A 14,037-nucleotide genomic window follows, 5' to 3' on the forward strand; every position below is an offset into this window, starting at 1 on the left:
CCGGTGCGCCCGCCACAGGACCTGGTCGTCGTCGGGAGCATCAACGTCGACCTGACGGCGCTCGTCGAGCGGTTGCCCGGCGCCGGAGAGACCGTCGGTGGTGGTCGGCTGCGCCGTGACGTCGGCGGGAAGGGTGCCAACCAGGCGGTCGCGGCGAGCCGGCTGGGAGCGCGGGTGCGGATGGTCGGCGCCGTCGGCTCCGATGCCGACGGTGCCTGGGCGGTCGAGACGATCCGGGCCGCCGGGGTCGACGTCGCCGGCGTGTGCCTCACCGACTCGTCGACCGGGACGGCGCTGATCGCGGTCGACGCGGCGGGGGAGAACCAGATCGTGGTGTGCGCCGGCGCCAACGCGTCGGTCGGCGCCGACGGGATCTCGGTCGGGGCGGAGGAGGCGGTGCTGATGCAGCTCGAGCTCTCCTTGGAGGTGGTCCGCGCCGTCGCCGCCCAGGCGTCGGGCTTCGTCGTGCTCAACGCCGCCCCGGCCCAGCCCCTCCCGGCCGACCTCGTCGAGCGGGTGGACCTGTTCATCGTCAACGAGACCGAGTACGCCGCGATGCCCGAGCTGCGCGCGGCCCGGCGGGTCGCGGTGACCTACGGCGCCTCAGGCGCGGCGATGATCACCGACGGTGTCGAGACCGCTCGCGTCCCCGCCGCGCCGGCGCCGGACGTGGTCAACACCGTCGGCGCCGGCGACGCGTTCTCCGCGGCGCTCACCCTCGCGATCCGAGCCGGCACCCCGGACGAGCAGGCGCTGCGAACGGCCTGCGCGGTCGGCGCCGCCGCGGTCGCGCACCCCAGCGCCCAGCCGCCGCTGGACCGGTTGGAGACGTACGCCTAGGCCAGCTCCTTCCGGAAGAAGTGGGTGGCGTGGGGGTTGTCGTTGTAGCGGTCGATGCGCTCGTAACCGGCTCGCTCGTACATCCCGATCGCCTCGCTGAGGACGTCGCGGGTGTCGAGGCGTACGACCGTGTGGCCCAGCCGCAGCGCCTCGGCCTCGAGGTGGCGCAACAGGCGTGAGCCGAGACCCGCGCCGCGCCAGGCGGGGTCGACCCACATGCGCTTGATCTCGCCGGTGCCGTCGAACTCGCGCACGCCACCGCAGGCGACCGGGGCGCCGTCGCTGGCGGCCACGAAGAACGTGCCGTGGGGCGGTCGCAGGGAGGGGTCGTCGCCGAAGCCCTCGTCGCCGACGGTGAACCCGAAGCGGTCGCCGATCTCGGCGAAGTAGTGGCCCACCGCCTCCTGGGCCATCGGGTCGCGCGGGTCCACCTGCTCGATGGTGATCGTGGCCGCGCGCACCAGCAGGTCGGCTGTCGCCAGCGCCTCGTTGAGACGGTCGCGCTGCCGCTGGGTGAGCGGATCGAGCAGCAGGTGGGCGCGCTCCTCGGAGCGGCGCTCGAGGTCGTCCCACTGCTTCAGGCCGTCCTCGGTGAGCGCCACCAGCCGGCGCCGGCCGTCGGAGGGGTCGCGGTCCATCGCGACGTACCCCTTGGTCTCCAGCGTCCGCAGCATCCGGCTGACGTAGCCGGAGTCGAGTCCGCCGAGCCGGGTCCTGAGGTCCTGCACCGTGGGGGCGGAATCGGAGTCCGAGGCGGCGAGCCCGATCTCGTAGAGGATCCGGGCCGTGCCATAGGGGAGACCACTGCCGAGGAAGGAGTCTTCGAGCGCTCCCACCCGACGGACGTAGCTCATGTTGAACTTGCGCATCACCGAGGTGTCCACTGTCATATACCTGACTTTAGTCAGGTAATTCGGGGATTCCAAGGATGGTCCGAAAAGTGGTTGTTCGGGCCTCGCTGCGAGGCGAGAGTGGGAGCGCCGAAGCCGAACGGAGAGAGGTACGTATGACACCCGAGCAGCCTGGACGCATCGCCGAGCACCCAGTGCCCGGCCGTGGCCCGTACGCCATCGCCACAGGTCCGGATGATGCGCTGTGGTTCACCCTGGAGGGCAGTGGCGAGATCGGCCGCCTCGTCCCGGGGGAGTCTCCTGCCGCGTTCTCGCTGGCGTCCGACTGCGGTCCGACGATCATCGCGCCCGGGCCGGACGGCGCGCTCTGGTTCACCGAGACTCGCGCCCACCGGATCGGCCGGATCACCGTCGACGGCGTGGTGAGCGAGTACGCACTGCGGGAGTGCGGGCCGTACGGGCTCGCCGCCGGCCCCGACGGTGCGCTGTGGTTCACGGAGATGACGACCGACTGCATCGGACGCATCACCACCGACGGCACGGTCACCGAGTTTCCGCTCCCGATCACCGAGGCGTTCCCGTCGGCGATCGTCGCCGGTCCGGACGAGGCGCTGTGGTTCACCATGAACCGGGCCAACGCGATCGGCCGTATCGACCTGCACGGCGAGGTCACCGTGCACGAGCTACCCACTCCCGACGCGGCACCGGTCGGCATCACGCTCGGCCCCGATGCTGCGCTGTGGTTCGTCGAGATCGCGGCGGGCCAGATCGGCCGCATCACCGTCGACGGAGAGATCACCGAGCATCCCTTGCCCGACCGTGCCGCGCGCCCGCACGCCATCGTCGCCGGCGCCGACGAGCTCTGGTTCTCCGAGTGGGGCGGCAACCGGGTCGGCTCGATCACCGCGGCCGGCGTGATCGATTCCCTAGCTCTGCCGACCTCGAACTCCGAGCCTCATGGACTCACCATCGGGCCCGACGGTGCGCTCTGGGTCGCTCTGGAGCACGGCGCGCTCGCCCGCGTCTCGCTCGGCATCAAGGAGACAAAATGATGAAGGGCGAGGTTCAAACCCGACCAGAGGTTTCCCTCTGGTGGAGGTTTGAACCTCGCCATATGGGGTGAGCGACGGGGCTTGAACCCGCGACCCTCGCGACCACAACGCGATGCTCTACCAGCTGAGCTACGCCCACCATCGGCTCGGACAGCGCATGTTCGAGCCAGCAAGAATCATAGGGGAATCAGGCCGGATCTGTGGAATCGGGGGCGGCTGCCGGGTCGCCGAGGCCGGTGATCGAGGCTCCGTGCCGGCCGGCGATCTCCCTCGCCGCCTCGGAGTCCGGGCCGGGCATCGGCACGAAGACCGCCTCGCGGTAGTAGCGAAGCTCCTCGATCGACTCCTGGATGTCGGCGAGCGCGCGGTGGTTGCCGCGCTTGGGGGGAGCCGAGAAGTAGGCCCGCGGGAACCAGCGGCGCGACAGCTCCTTGATCGAGGAGACGTCGACGTTGCGGTAGTGGAGGAAGCCCTCCAGCTCGGGCATGTCGCGGGCCAGGAAGTTGCGGTCGGTGGCCACCGTGTTGCCGCCCAGGGGTGGCCGGGAGTCCTTGCCGCAGTGCTCCCAGACGTACGCCAGGACCTGCTCCTCCGCCTCGCGCATCGGCACACCGTTCTCGAGCTCGACCAGCAGGCCGGACTTGGTGTGCATGTCGCGTACGAAGTCGTCCATCTGCTCCAGCGCCTCGGCCGGGGGCTTGATGATGATGTCGACCCCGTCGCCGAGCACGTTGAGATCGAAGTCGGTGACGAGGGCTGCCACCTCGATGAGCGCATCGTGCTCGAGGGACAGCCCGGTCATCTCGCAGTCGATCCAGACCAGACGTTCGTTCAGTGAAGCCACCGCAGCACCATAACGCTGCTGCTCAGCGGCTTCGCGGAGGGTTAGGAGACGATGTGATAACGGTTCCCATGGCGTGGTTTCAGCCTGCGCTCAGGAGAGGCACCTATGTTGGCTCCATGAGCACGGATTCAGCCAGCAGCCCCTCGCGCAAGGAGAAGCGTGAGGCCCGCGCTGCCAAGGCCGCCGCGGAGCTGGAGGCACTGCGCAAGAAGCAGGCCCGCAAGTCGATCCTCACCGTCGCGGCGGTCGTCGCCGCCATCGCGGTGATCATCGGCGGCCTCGTCTGGTTCAGCCTGAACCGGTCCGGGGACAGCGAGATCGCTGCGCCTGAGGCCGGTAGCAGCGAGCACGGTCTGGTGATCGGTCCCGACGACGCGCCGCACAAGGTCGTCATCTACGAGGACTTCCTGTGCCCCTACTGCGCCGAGTTCGAGAACGCGTCCCGTGAGGACCTCGCCGAGCTCGCCGCCGACGGCAAGGTCCAGGTCGACTACCGCCCGTTCGTGCTCCTCGACCAGGTCGGCCCCTACTCCGAGCTCGCCACCTCGGCCTTCGCGGTCGTCCAGGAGGAGGCTGGTCCCGAGGTCGCCAAGAAGTTCCACGACCTGCTCTTCGAGAACCAGCCCAGCGAGTCCGGCCCGTTCCCCGAGGCCGCAGACCTCGTCGACCTCGCCGTCGAGGCGGGCGCTGAGGAGTCCGCGGTCAAGGACCGCATCGAGAGCCTCGACGGCAAGGCCTGGGCCGACGCCGCCACCAAGGCTGCCGCCGACGACGGGGTGAGTGGCACTCCGACCATCCTGCTTGACGGCGAGCAGTTCCGGGACGGCAACTCCTTCGACGAGATCGCCGACAACCTGGTCGAGCAGATCTCCTGATCCCGCGGTCGAGTCGGCGGAGCCACCGTGCTCCGCTGGTCGAGCCGCCGGAGCCGCCGTGCTGCGCTGGTCGAGCCGCCGGAGCCGCTAGGCGGAGGCGTGTCGAGACCAACACGGTCGCTTCTCGGGGGAGGCTCGCTTAGCGACTGTTCTTCGTTTCAAAGGTTCGCCGCCGACCCTTGATTTGAGTGTTTCTCGATCGTGCGCCGCGTCAAGGACGCCCTTCGGGCGCCGGCTTCGCCGGCCGCTTCGCGGTCCTTGACTCGACACTCGATCGAGAAAGATTTCGCCTGTATCGGGGCGGCGGCGAGAGAGTGGCGCGGAGTTCACGGTACTTGTTCGCTGACCGCGTAACATGGGTCTGAACTGCTTAAATGTGTCGTAGGTTGGTGCTCTTGCGCATATAATATTGCCTATGTACGAGACCATCGACCGCCTCCTCGCTGGGCCGCCTGCGGGTGCGTCCGAGGGTGAGCTGGTCGACTGGATCGCGCGTCTTGAAGAGGTCAAGTGCACCGCCGAGGCGGTGCAGGCCGAAGCGGCGGTACGTCTCGACGAGACCGTCCGGGTCCGCCAGGCCGAGGCCGGGGTTCCCGCCCGGAAACTCGGTGAAGGGGTTGCTTCGCAGGTTGCTTTGGCGCGGCGGGTCTCGCCCGAGAAGGGCGCCAAGCTGCTCGGGCTGGCGAAGATTCTGACTGCGGAGATGCCGCATACCTTCGCGTTGATGAAGGCCGGGCTGTTCTCGCAATGGCAGGCCACCATTCTGGCCCGCGAGACCGCCTGCCTCTCCCTCGAGGACCGCAAGGTCATCGACCACCAACTCTGTGCCACCGGGCCGAACGGTGAACCTGCTCGGGCGGTGCCGATGGGGTTGCGGCAGCTCGAGAACGCCGCTAAGAAGCTCGCCATCACCCTCGACCAGGCCTCCGTGGTGGCCCGGGCCGCGAGCGCGGTGAAGGATCGTCGGGTCAGCCTGCGGCCGGCACCGGACACGATGACCTGGCTCGGCGCGTTGCTGCCGGTCAGGGACGGCGTCGCGGTCTTCGCGGCACTGGACCAGGCCGCCAAGACCGCTGCGGCTGCTGGTGATGAGCGCACCCGGGGTCAGGTCATGGCCGACACGTTGGTCGACCGGATCACCGGCCGCGCTGAGGCCGACGGCAAGCCGCGGATCGAGGTCAAGATCGTGATGACCGCCGACACCCTCGCCAACACCAACGATCAGCCCGCCATGGTCGAGGGCTACGGCCCCGTCCCAGCCGCCTGGGCCCGTGAAGCGCTCAACGACGCCGAGGTGCTCGTGCGCCGGCTGTTCACCGACGCCGCCGGTCATCTGGTGGCGATGGAGTCCCGCTCCCGCAAAGCTCCCGAGGGGCTGGCCGAGTTCATCACGACCCGGGACGGTGGGATCTGCCGCACCAACGGCTGCGATGCTCCGATCCGGAACATCGACCACGTCGAACGCCACGCGGACGGGGGTGAAACGAGATCCGAGAACCTCCAAGGGCTATGCGAGAGGTGCAACCAGGCCAAGGAAGCCCTCGGCTGGCGAGCCAGACCAGGACCCGACGGCAGCGTCATCACCACCACACCCACCGGGCACACCTACATCAGCCCGCCACCAGATTCCTGGGCACCGGACCCACCGCCGCGATTGTCGCGGGCGGAGCTCAGGCTGCGCGACGTACTCCTCACTCACACGCTTGCGGCCTGATCCGCGTTGCCCGAGGTTCGGCTGGTGTTTCCGAAGGCGCTTTAGGGTTCGGCGACGGCTATTGGCGGACCCTAAGGTGAAGGTGCTCGAGATGGCGTACGCGACGACCGAAGACGGCTATCGGATCTATGTGAAGCCGACGGATCCGCGGGCTCTGGGGCTGATCGCGAACAAGGGCCGGATCATCCGGGGCTCGCTCGAGCTGTGGCGGGTGGCGCTCGGGCTGCACGAGTGGCAGACGGTGATCGACATCGGCGTGAACTACGGCGAGATGCTGGTCGGGGTCGAGATCCCCGAGGGGGTGGAGCTGATCGGGTTCGAGCCGAACACATCGCTGCACAAGGTCCTGCGCAAGACGCTCGAGACCCGTGGGATCGCGATCGACCTGCGCGCGCAGGCCGTCGCCGACAAGCCCGGCGCCGCGCGGTTCGCGGTGGATCGGACCTGGTCGGGGACGTCGTCGCTGTACGACGAGCGGCATGACGGCTCGGCGCGCTGGCAGCTCCGCGACGTCGAGGTCACCACGCTCGACGAGGTGCTCGGCGACCAGCGGCGGCCGTTCTGCGTGAAGGTGGACGTGGAGGGCTTCGAGCGGGAGGTCGTCGACGGCGCGGCGAGGTCGCTGGAGGGCACGGAGCACTGGGCGCTGATGCTCGAGATCGAGCACATGGACCGTGGCTACCTCGCCGAGCTGGCCAGGGCGCGCGACGTGTTCCTGAAGGAGAAGGAGGCCGGCTCGCTGCGGCGGGTGCCGGGTGGACGGGTCGCCGTCGAGGAGCTCCTCGAGGACCCGGCCCTGCACCGGCAGGACTGTCTGGTCCTGAGCCCGCCACTGGCGGCTGAACAGCGATAACGTGGCGGCATGACCGAGATCCAGATCGTCGAGCAGTTCCTGGCCGCCCTCGAGACGGGCAACGTCGACGCGGCGCTGCTGCTGTGCGCGGACGACGTCACCTACCAGAACGTGCCCCTCCCACCCGCGCGTGGCCTCTCCGAGGTCGGGCGTCAGCTGCGGGTGATGGGGAAGTACGCCACCGGCTTCGAGGTCCGGATGATCAACATCGCGGCCAACGGCCCGGTCGTGCTCACCGAGCGCATCGACGTGCTCAGCCGCGGCTCGGTCTCCGCCGAGTTCTGGGTGTGCGGCACCTTCGAGGTGCGTGACGGCAAGATCGTGCTCTGGCGCGACTACTTCGACTGGACCACCTTCATCGCGGCGGGCGTCAAGGGCGTCGGTCGGGCGGCGTTCGGCGCGATCCGGAAGGCCGTCGGCCGCTGAGTCGTTGTGCGCAGTGCACGAGGCACATGGTGCACTATTCCTGTGACGCCAGTCACAGCGAGCCCTACTCTCGGAGGCATGCCTCGTGCGTCAGCCGCTCTTCTCGCCCTGCTCCTGACCGCTTCCGCTCTGGTCGCCTCGACCGGCACGGCGCTCGCTGACCCCGAACCACCCGGTGACCAGCCGCTTCCTGGCTACACGATCAGCAACCCGCCGGTCGCGCCGATCGTCGTCGGTGGCCAGGAGACGACGGTGCGCCAGGGCGTGCACGAGCACGCCGCGTACATCCTCGAGGTGCCGGCAGACTGGAACGGCGAGCTGGTGATGTGGGCCCACGGCTACCGCGGGCTCAGCTACACGCTGACGCCGGAGACGCCGGGGTTCGGGCTGCGGCGTACGTTCCTCGAGCAGGGGTACGCCTGGGCGGCGTCGAGCTACTCGACCAACGGCTACGACGTGGGTGCCGGGGTGCGCTCGACCCGGGACCTGGCGACGTACGCCTCCGAGCTGCTGCCGCGGAAGGCCACCCGCACCTATGTGACCGGGGTGTCGATGGGTGGGCACGTGATCGGGCGCTCGCTGGAGCAGTATCCGGGCTTCTACGACGGTGCGATGCCGATGTGCGGGCAGCTGGGGGACGTGGAGCTCTTCGACTTCTTCGTCGACTACAACCTCGGCGCGCAGGCGCTCGCGGGGCACGACGCCTACCCCTATACCAAGGACTACCAGAGCGTCGACGTCCCGGTGATCAAGGAGCGGCTCGGGCTCGGCGGCACGCTGACGCCGGAGGGTGAGCAGCTGCGGGCGATGACCATCGAGCGCAGCGGCGGTCCGCGGCCGGGCGCGGTGGCGGCCTTCGGGCAGTGGAAGGACTTCCTCTTCACGCTGCCGTCGGTGGATGACGGCGGCACGCTGGGCTTCAACATCGGCCGGGTGGCGACCAACCGGGACACCGTCTACACGCCGAGCTCGCCGGTCGACCTCAACACCGAGATCGAGCGGGCGGACCCCACCGATCCGGCCGGGCGCTACAGCCACCGGCTCAACGCCCCGTCGCGGATCTCCGGTCGCCCCACCGCCCCGGTGGTGAGCCTGCACAACCTCGGCGACATGTTCGTGCCGTTCTCCCTGGAGCAGATCTACGCGCGTGAGGTGGCCCGCCACCACCGTGACGGTCTGCTCGTGCAGCGGGCGATCCGCTCGGCCGGGCACTGCGAGTTCAGCCCCGCCGAGGCCTCGGCCGCCTGGGGCGACCTCGTCGACTGGGTCGAGCACGGTGACCGTCCGGCCGGTGACGACGTGCTCGACCGGGCAGCCGTCGCCGCACCCGACTACGGCTGCGCGTTCACCGACCCCGCGGCGTACGGAAGCGGCTCGCGTCGTCTCTACGCGCGCTGCCCCTGACCGGGGTCAGCGGAGGACGTCGTAGACGAGCTTGATGATGCCGTTGGCGTAGGTCTCCGACTCGACCAGCTCGAGGCGCTGCTTGTCCTTGTCGGTCTCGCTCCACATCGACTTGCCGGCGCCGAGGACGACGGGGAAGACGAGCAGGTGGTAGCGGTCGATCAGGCCGGCGTCGGAGAGGTTGCGGGCGAGCTCGGCGCTGCCGGCGATCAGGATCGGGGCGCCGTCGCCCTGCTTGAGCTTCTCGACCTCGTCGAGCGATCTCAGGATGTTCTGCGGGCCCCAGTTGTCGACCAGGGCGTCGTCGCCGAGGGAGGTCGAGACGACGTACTTGGGGATCTCCTTGACCACCGTGAAGTCCTCGATGTCGGGCCAGATCGGTGCGAAGGCCTCGTAGCTGCGTCGGCCGAACAGCAGCGCGCCGGCCTCCTCCATCTCGCTGCCCTTGATCGCATAGGCCTCCGGCAGGAACTCGATGTCCTTGAATGTCCAGCCGCCGCTGCGGTGCTGCTCGGAGGGGGAGCCGCCGCCGGGGGAGTCGACGACGCCGTCGATGGACACGAACGCGGAGTAGATGAGTGTGCGCATGGGCCGATCCTGCCGCACGAGCAGGGTCGCAGCACGCGGATTCTCCAGGGCTTGCCCTAGATACTGGGGATGCGGCCCATGTGGTCACATGACACGGTGGAAGGGCATTCATTCCATGACCGCCGGTCTCGGGGCGCGGCGCGCCTGTTTGCCCACCTTCGTGCACGGAAACCCACATGGGGATCGCATGTCCACACCAGTCAAGCCACCTACCAAGAAGAGCCCGAAGAAGCCCGACGAGGTCGCCGACCAGGACGGCAGAGCACCCGAGGACCTCGTCAACCGGATCGGCTCCGCCCATGGATTCGGTACGCCGCACCAGCACGCCCGCGGCCACGGCCGCGAGCAGCGGGGGCTCGCCTACCTTCCCGGATCCCAGCTGTTCGAGGGGAGGTTCGGCCGGATGTTCCGGTTGAACCCCTACGTACCTTCCGAGGGGCGGATCCGGGAGATCGCCCAGATGATGACCGACAACGCTCCTGGCGATGCCGCCAAGGACAACCCGGACATCCCGGCCGGCTACACCTACCTCGGCCAGTTCATCGACCATGACATCACCTTCGACCCGGTCTCCAGCCTGACCAGGCGGAACGACCCGGACGCGCTCACCACCTTCCGTTCCCCGGCCTTCGACCTCGACAACGTCTACGGTCGGGGACCCGCCGACGACGCGTTCATGTACGACAAGGCTCCCGGCCGCGCCGGCTACCTGCTCATCGGCCGCCACGACGACGAGGACGACCTGCCCCGCAACGCGCAGGACATCGCGATCATCGGTGACCCGCGCAATGACGAGAACACCTTCGTCAGCCAACTCCAGCTGACCATGCTGAAGTTCCACAACGCCGTGATGGACATGGTCCTCGCCGACCCGCGGATGCAGCGGGACAGCGAGACGGTGTTCGAGGCGGCGCAGCGCACGGTCCGATGGCACTACCAGTGGCTGGTCGTGCACGACTTCCTGCGGCGTACGGTCGGCCAGGCGATGCTCGGCGAGGTGCTCGACGAGACCGGTGCGGTTCCGAGGCTTCGCCTCGAGCACTACGAGGCGAAGTCGGGGAAGGCATTCATGCCGGTCGAGTTCTCCGTCGCGGCCTACCGCTTCGGACACTCGCAGGTGCGGGGTCGTTACAAGCTCAACACCACCGTGCCGCCGCTGCCGACCTTCACCAAGGCGACCACTCCGGGGGAGGACCTGAGGCTGAAGCACTTCGTCGGGTTCCGGATCCTGCCGCCGTTCTGGACCATCGAGTGGAACCGGTTCTTCGACCTCGACGGGTCCGGTGGTGTCCAGCCGCAGGCCACGCGGGCCATCGACACCATGGTGGTGCCGCCGATGACCGACCTTCCTCCCGAGATCGCCGCGGACCCGAGCTCGATCGTCGTGCGCAACCTGACTCGCGGTGCCCGCATGGGCCTGCCGTCGGGGCGGGCGGTGGCGCGCAAGATGGGGATCACGCCGATCGGCGACGAGCTGGGGTTGCCCGGTGGCGGTCCCGCTCCGCTGTGGTTCTACATCCTCAAGGAGGCCGAGCTGCTCGCCGGCGGCCGTCGCCTGGGGCCGGTCGGTGGCCGCATCGTCGCCGAGGTGTTCCTCGGGCTGCTCGCCATGGACCCGAGCTCCTACCTGCGCAACGACCCGTCCTGGCGCCCGACGCTCCCCGCGGCCACTCCGGGCGAGTTCACCACGGTGGACCTGATCAACCTGGCCGGCCACGGATTGGGGACGACCTGATCGCGCTAACGTGGCAGGCGTGACCGCTCGACGACGTGCTCAGGAGTTCTGTGAGGCGTACGGCCTCTCGATGCCGATCCTTCAGGCGCCGATGGCGGGTGCCTGTCCGCCCGCGGCGGCGGCCGCGGTCGCCGCCGCCGGCGGGATGGGCGCGGCGGGGGTGGTGCTCGACTCGCCGGAGCGGATCGGGGAGTGGGCCGCCGAGTTCCGGTCTCTGTCGGCGGGCCCGTTTCAGCTGAACATCTGGATCCCCGACCCGGCCGACGACGACCCCGCCAGGATCTCGGCGGCGGAGGTGTTCCTGGCCCGGTTAGGTACGCCAGGCCCCGAGCAGCCGCCCGCGCCGTCGTTCGAGGAGCAGTGCGAGGCGATGCTCGCCGCCCGGCCGAGGGTCGTCTCCTCGATCATGGGGCTCTTCTCGCCGGACTACGTCGACCGCCTGCACGAGGCCGGGATCGCCTGGTTCGCGTGCGCCACGACCCTGGCCGAGGCGCACGCCGCGCAGGAGGCGGGTGCGGACGCCATCGTGGCGCAGGGTCTCGAGGCCGGCGGGCACCGAGGGGTCTTCGAGCCGGAGACGGCCGAGCGTACGGCCGTCGGGCTGTTCGCTCTGCTGCCGCACATCGTCGACGGGGTCGACCTGCCGGTCATCGCCACCGGCGCGATCGCCGACGGGCGTGCGGTCGCCGCCGCGCTGACCCTCGGCGCGAGTGCCGTGCAGGTCGGCACCGCGCTGCTGCGGTCGCCGGAGACCGCGATCGCCGACGCCTGGGCAGCCTCGCTCGACGGGCTGGCGCCGGAGGACACGGTCGCCACCCGCGCCTACTCCGGTCGCCTCGGCCGCGCCGCCCCGACGCCGTATGTGCGCTCCTGGGACGCCCCGGGCGCGCCGTCGCCCGCGCCCTACCCGCACCAGCGCAGGCTGGTCGCCAGGTGGCGCAAGGGAACACCCGACCCCGCGGCCGAGGTGGCGCTCGACCGGGCCAACCACTGGGCCGGCCAGGCCGCAGCGCGCGCGGTGGCCGAGCCGGCCGCCGACATCGTCACCCGGATGTGGAGCGAGGCACGGAGTCTCCTCCCGGACACGGTCTAGTTCGACGGTGTAGAACGGAAGGCATGAGCGAAACCTGGCCCCAGCGACTGCTCGTGGACGGCTTCGGCCGGATCGCGGAGACCCTTCCTTCGATCGTCGACGGGCTCTCGGTCGACGACCTGCTGTGGCGGCCCTACGACCGCGCCAACTCGATCGCCTGGATCCTGTGGCACATCGCCCGGATGGAGGACGCCCAGATCGCGCCGCTCGCCGGCACCGACGAGGTGTGGGCGCGCGACGGCTGGGTGGAGCGGTTCGGGCTGCCGTACAGGCCCAGAGCGATGGGATACGGGCAGAGTGCCGAGGAGGTCGCGGCCTTCCGGCTCGAGGACCCGAAGCTGCTGACCGGCTACTACCAGGCGGTCCACGAAGCCACGATCGAGCTGGTCGACTCGCTGAGCGAGGACGACCTCGCTCGCGTCATCGACGAGCGCTGGGACCCGCCCGTCACCCTCGCGGTGAGGCTGGTCAGCGTCGTCGACGACGCCGCCCAGCACATCGGCCAGGCGGCGTACGTCAAGGGCTTGCTGGGTCTCCGCTGAGTCAGCGCCGGGGTCAGAGGACGGCGGCGATGGCCTCGTCGATCGAGGCGTCGCCGGAGACCAGCTCCCACTGCTTGCCGACGGTGGCGTCGTCGTCGATCACGGCGGCGATGACCGCGGCCACGTCGGCGCGCGGGATGGTGTCGCGGTCGAGCTTCTCGGCCAGCTTCACCCGCCCGGTGGCGGGCTCGTCGGTGAGGCCACCGGGACGCAGGATGGTCCACTCGAGGTCGCTGTCGCGCAGGGCGATGTCGGCGTCGCGCTTGGCCTCGACGTAGGCCTTCCACACCTCGCCCGCATCGGCCGGGACCGGCTCGTCGACGCTGATCGCCGAGACCTGCACGAAGCGCCGGATGCCGGCGGCCCTGGCACCTGCGATCGACTTGGTCGAGCCCTCCAGGTCGACGGTGCGCTTGCGCTCGATGTTGCCGTCGGGGCCGCCGCCCGCGGCAAAGACCACCGCGTCGCAGCCGGCGAAGGCGGCGGCGAACCCGTCGGCGTCCTGGTTCTCGATGTCGAGGTGGCCCACCTCGGCGCCGAGCGCTTCGAGCTCGTCTCGGTAGCTCTCGCTGCGTACGAGCGCGACCGGGGTGTGGCCCGCGGCCGCGAGGATCGGATGGAGCTGCAGGGCGACCTTGCCGTGGCCGCCGACGATGGCGATGCGCATGCTCTCACCCTAGGCATACGAGGCCACTGACAATTGTCACCGTCGGGTCCGGACAATCAGATCTGACGCCCGGGCGCCTCCGAACGCGAGTCTGGAGACACCACCCACGGTGGGTGGTGGAGACGGAGGAAATCGCGATGACAACCGTGACGAACGAGACCGCGCGGCGCACCCGGGTCGGCTGGCCGCGGATCGGCGGCGTAGCGGCCACGGCGGCTGTGGCGGCGACGGTCGTATGGCTGCTGTGGACCCAGGCCGGGGGCGTGGACCTCGAGGTGAAGTCGGGTGGCGGCAGCCAGCAGATCGGCATCGGCTCGGTGATCGTCAGCAGCCTGATCATCGCGCTCGCCGGCGGTGCGCTGCTGCGCTGGTGGGAGGGCCGTTCCGAGCGCGGGACGCGGCGATGGACGATGCTCGCCGTCGGGATCGCCGTGCTCTCGCTGATCACGCCGACCAGCGCGCTCACAGTGGCCGCCGGGCTGGGGCTGGCGAGCCTGCACGTCGTGGTCGCCGTTGTGGTCATCGCCGGCCTGCGGCGACGGTAAAGTGACGC

Annotated in this window: 15 protein-coding genes and 1 tRNA gene; 11 read left to right on the top strand and 5 right to left on the bottom strand. The window is 69.8% G+C overall.

Annotated elements, in window-relative coordinates; genetic code table 11:
• Positions 1 to 3: 3 nt before the first annotated feature.
• Positions 4 to 840, top strand: coding sequence for a ribokinase (locus ABT304_RS08305; RefSeq protein ID WP_350714348.1), 837 nt, complete (start codon positions 4 to 6; stop codon positions 838 to 840).
• Here the strand turns inward: ABT304_RS08305 and ABT304_RS08310 are convergent.
• Positions 837 to 1,730 (bottom strand): bifunctional helix-turn-helix transcriptional regulator/GNAT family N-acetyltransferase, encoded by an 894-nt coding sequence (locus ABT304_RS08310; RefSeq protein WP_350714350.1) that lies wholly within the window; start codon positions 1,728 to 1,730, stop codon positions 837 to 839. The two genes, ABT304_RS08305 and ABT304_RS08310, sit on opposite strands and share 4 nt — an antisense overlap.
• A gap of 116 nt (positions 1,731 to 1,846) precedes the next feature.
• Between ABT304_RS08310 and ABT304_RS08315 the strand changes: the two genes are divergently transcribed.
• Entirely contained in the window at positions 1,847 to 2,743 is an 897-nt protein-coding gene (locus ABT304_RS08315) for a Vgb family protein (RefSeq protein WP_350714352.1), read from the top strand.
• Between the two features lie 63 nt (positions 2,744 to 2,806).
• On the opposite strand, the gene ABT304_RS08320 is transcribed toward ABT304_RS08315, so the two are convergent.
• Together ABT304_RS08320 and orn are read right to left on the bottom strand one after the other, a co-directional pair.
• Positions 2,807 to 2,882, bottom strand: a tRNA-His gene (locus ABT304_RS08320).
• Positions 2,883 to 2,930: 48 nt separating this feature from the next.
• Complete coding sequence (orn, locus tag ABT304_RS08325; protein ID WP_350714677.1) at positions 2,931 to 3,578, bottom strand: oligoribonuclease; 648 nt, start codon at positions 3,576 to 3,578, stop codon at positions 2,931 to 2,933.
• Positions 3,579 to 3,703: 125 nt separating this feature from the next.
• On the opposite strand from orn, the gene ABT304_RS08330 reads away from it, so the two are divergent.
• The 5 genes from ABT304_RS08330 (at position 3,704) to ABT304_RS08350 (ending at position 8,859) form a co-directional block, all read left to right on the top strand.
• Positions 3,704 to 4,462: a DsbA family protein gene (locus ABT304_RS08330; RefSeq protein WP_350714354.1), complete on the top strand. Its 759-nt coding sequence runs from the start codon at positions 3,704 to 3,706 to the stop codon at positions 4,460 to 4,462.
• Between the two features lie 415 nt (positions 4,463 to 4,877).
• A complete protein-coding gene (locus ABT304_RS08335) occupies positions 4,878 to 6,176 on the top strand; it encodes an HNH endonuclease (protein ID WP_350714356.1) in 1,299 nt (432 codons plus the stop codon).
• 91 nt (positions 6,177 to 6,267) lie between these two features.
• Complete coding sequence (locus ABT304_RS08340; protein WP_350714357.1) at positions 6,268 to 7,029, top strand: FkbM family methyltransferase; 762 nt, start codon at positions 6,268 to 6,270, stop codon at positions 7,027 to 7,029.
• Between the two features lie 9 nt (positions 7,030 to 7,038).
• Positions 7,039 to 7,455, top strand: coding sequence for a limonene-1,2-epoxide hydrolase family protein (locus ABT304_RS08345; RefSeq protein ID WP_350714359.1), 417 nt, complete (start codon positions 7,039 to 7,041; stop codon positions 7,453 to 7,455).
• Positions 7,456 to 7,533: 78 nt separating this feature from the next.
• Positions 7,534 to 8,859: a hypothetical protein gene (locus ABT304_RS08350; protein ID WP_350714360.1), complete on the top strand. Its 1,326-nt coding sequence runs from the start codon at positions 7,534 to 7,536 to the stop codon at positions 8,857 to 8,859.
• 6 nt (positions 8,860 to 8,865) lie between these two features.
• Here the strand turns inward: ABT304_RS08350 and ABT304_RS08355 are convergent, their stop codons facing one another.
• Complete coding sequence (locus tag ABT304_RS08355; protein ID WP_160024980.1) at positions 8,866 to 9,447, bottom strand: dihydrofolate reductase family protein; 582 nt, start codon at positions 9,445 to 9,447, stop codon at positions 8,866 to 8,868.
• 187 nt (positions 9,448 to 9,634) lie between these two features.
• On the opposite strand from ABT304_RS08355, the gene ABT304_RS08360 reads away from it, so the two are divergent.
• The 3 genes from ABT304_RS08360 to ABT304_RS08370 are packed head-to-tail and all read left to right on the top strand — an operon-like array spanning position 9,635 to position 12,817.
• Positions 9,635 to 11,182: a peroxidase family protein gene (locus tag ABT304_RS08360; protein WP_350714362.1), complete on the top strand. Its 1,548-nt coding sequence runs from the start codon at positions 9,635 to 9,637 to the stop codon at positions 11,180 to 11,182.
• A 19-nt stretch (positions 11,183 to 11,201) separates the two neighbouring features.
• Positions 11,202 to 12,275 (top strand): NAD(P)H-dependent flavin oxidoreductase, encoded by a 1,074-nt coding sequence (locus ABT304_RS08365; protein WP_350714363.1) that lies wholly within the window; start codon positions 11,202 to 11,204, stop codon positions 12,273 to 12,275.
• 23 nt (positions 12,276 to 12,298) lie between these two features.
• Complete coding sequence (locus ABT304_RS08370; RefSeq protein WP_350714365.1) at positions 12,299 to 12,817, top strand: mycothiol transferase; 519 nt, start codon at positions 12,299 to 12,301, stop codon at positions 12,815 to 12,817.
• A 13-nt stretch (positions 12,818 to 12,830) separates the two neighbouring features.
• Here the strand turns inward: ABT304_RS08370 and ABT304_RS08375 are convergent, their stop codons facing one another.
• Positions 12,831 to 13,484 carry an NAD(P)H-binding protein gene (locus ABT304_RS08375; protein ID WP_350714366.1) on the bottom strand — a complete coding sequence of 218 codons (654 nt, stop codon included), beginning with the start codon at positions 13,482 to 13,484 and terminating at the stop codon, positions 12,831 to 12,833.
• Positions 13,485 to 13,621: 137 nt separating this feature from the next.
• Here ABT304_RS08375 and ABT304_RS08380 point away from each other — a divergent pair, with 137 nt between their 5' ends.
• Positions 13,622 to 14,029 (top strand): DUF6069 family protein, encoded by a 408-nt coding sequence (locus tag ABT304_RS08380; RefSeq protein WP_350714367.1) that lies wholly within the window; start codon positions 13,622 to 13,624, stop codon positions 14,027 to 14,029.
• Positions 14,030 to 14,037 lie beyond the last annotated feature (8 nt).

It is taken from the genome of Nocardioides sp. NPDC000445, assembly GCF_040300245.1.
In the GTDB taxonomy this organism is placed as follows: Bacteria; Actinomycetota; Actinomycetes; order Propionibacteriales; family Nocardioidaceae; genus Nocardioides.

What these genes read in the sequence shown, in the direction of transcription:
- ABT304_RS08345 (WP_350714359.1), top strand. Translation starts at nt 7,039, where the DNA reads ATGACCGAGATCCAGATCGTCGAGCAGTTCCTGGCCGCCCTCGAGACG.
- ABT304_RS08360 (WP_350714362.1), top strand. Translation starts at nt 9,635, where the DNA reads ATGTCCACACCAGTCAAGCCACCTACCAAGAAGAGCCCGAAGAAGCCC.
- ABT304_RS08380 (WP_350714367.1), top strand. Translation starts at nt 13,622, where the DNA reads ATGACAACCGTGACGAACGAGACCGCGCGGCGCACCCGGGTCGGCTGG.
- ABT304_RS08335 (WP_350714356.1), top strand. Translation starts at nt 4,878, where the DNA reads ATGTACGAGACCATCGACCGCCTCCTCGCTGGGCCGCCTGCGGGTGCG.
- ABT304_RS08315 (WP_350714352.1), top strand. Translation starts at nt 1,847, where the DNA reads ATGACACCCGAGCAGCCTGGACGCATCGCCGAGCACCCAGTGCCCGGC.
- ABT304_RS08370 (WP_350714365.1), top strand. Translation starts at nt 12,299, where the DNA reads ATGAGCGAAACCTGGCCCCAGCGACTGCTCGTGGACGGCTTCGGCCGG.
- ABT304_RS08350 (WP_350714360.1), top strand. Translation starts at nt 7,534, where the DNA reads ATGCCTCGTGCGTCAGCCGCTCTTCTCGCCCTGCTCCTGACCGCTTCC.
- ABT304_RS08310 (WP_350714350.1), bottom strand. Translation starts at nt 1,730, where the DNA reads ATGACAGTGGACACCTCGGTGATGCGCAAGTTCAACATGAGCTACGTC.
- ABT304_RS08330 (WP_350714354.1), top strand. Translation starts at nt 3,704, where the DNA reads ATGAGCACGGATTCAGCCAGCAGCCCCTCGCGCAAGGAGAAGCGTGAG.
- ABT304_RS08340 (WP_350714357.1), top strand. Translation starts at nt 6,268, where the DNA reads ATGGCGTACGCGACGACCGAAGACGGCTATCGGATCTATGTGAAGCCG.
- ABT304_RS08375 (WP_350714366.1), bottom strand. Translation starts at nt 13,484, where the DNA reads ATGCGCATCGCCATCGTCGGCGGCCACGGCAAGGTCGCCCTGCAGCTC.
- ABT304_RS08355 (WP_160024980.1), bottom strand. Translation starts at nt 9,447, where the DNA reads ATGCGCACACTCATCTACTCCGCGTTCGTGTCCATCGACGGCGTCGTC.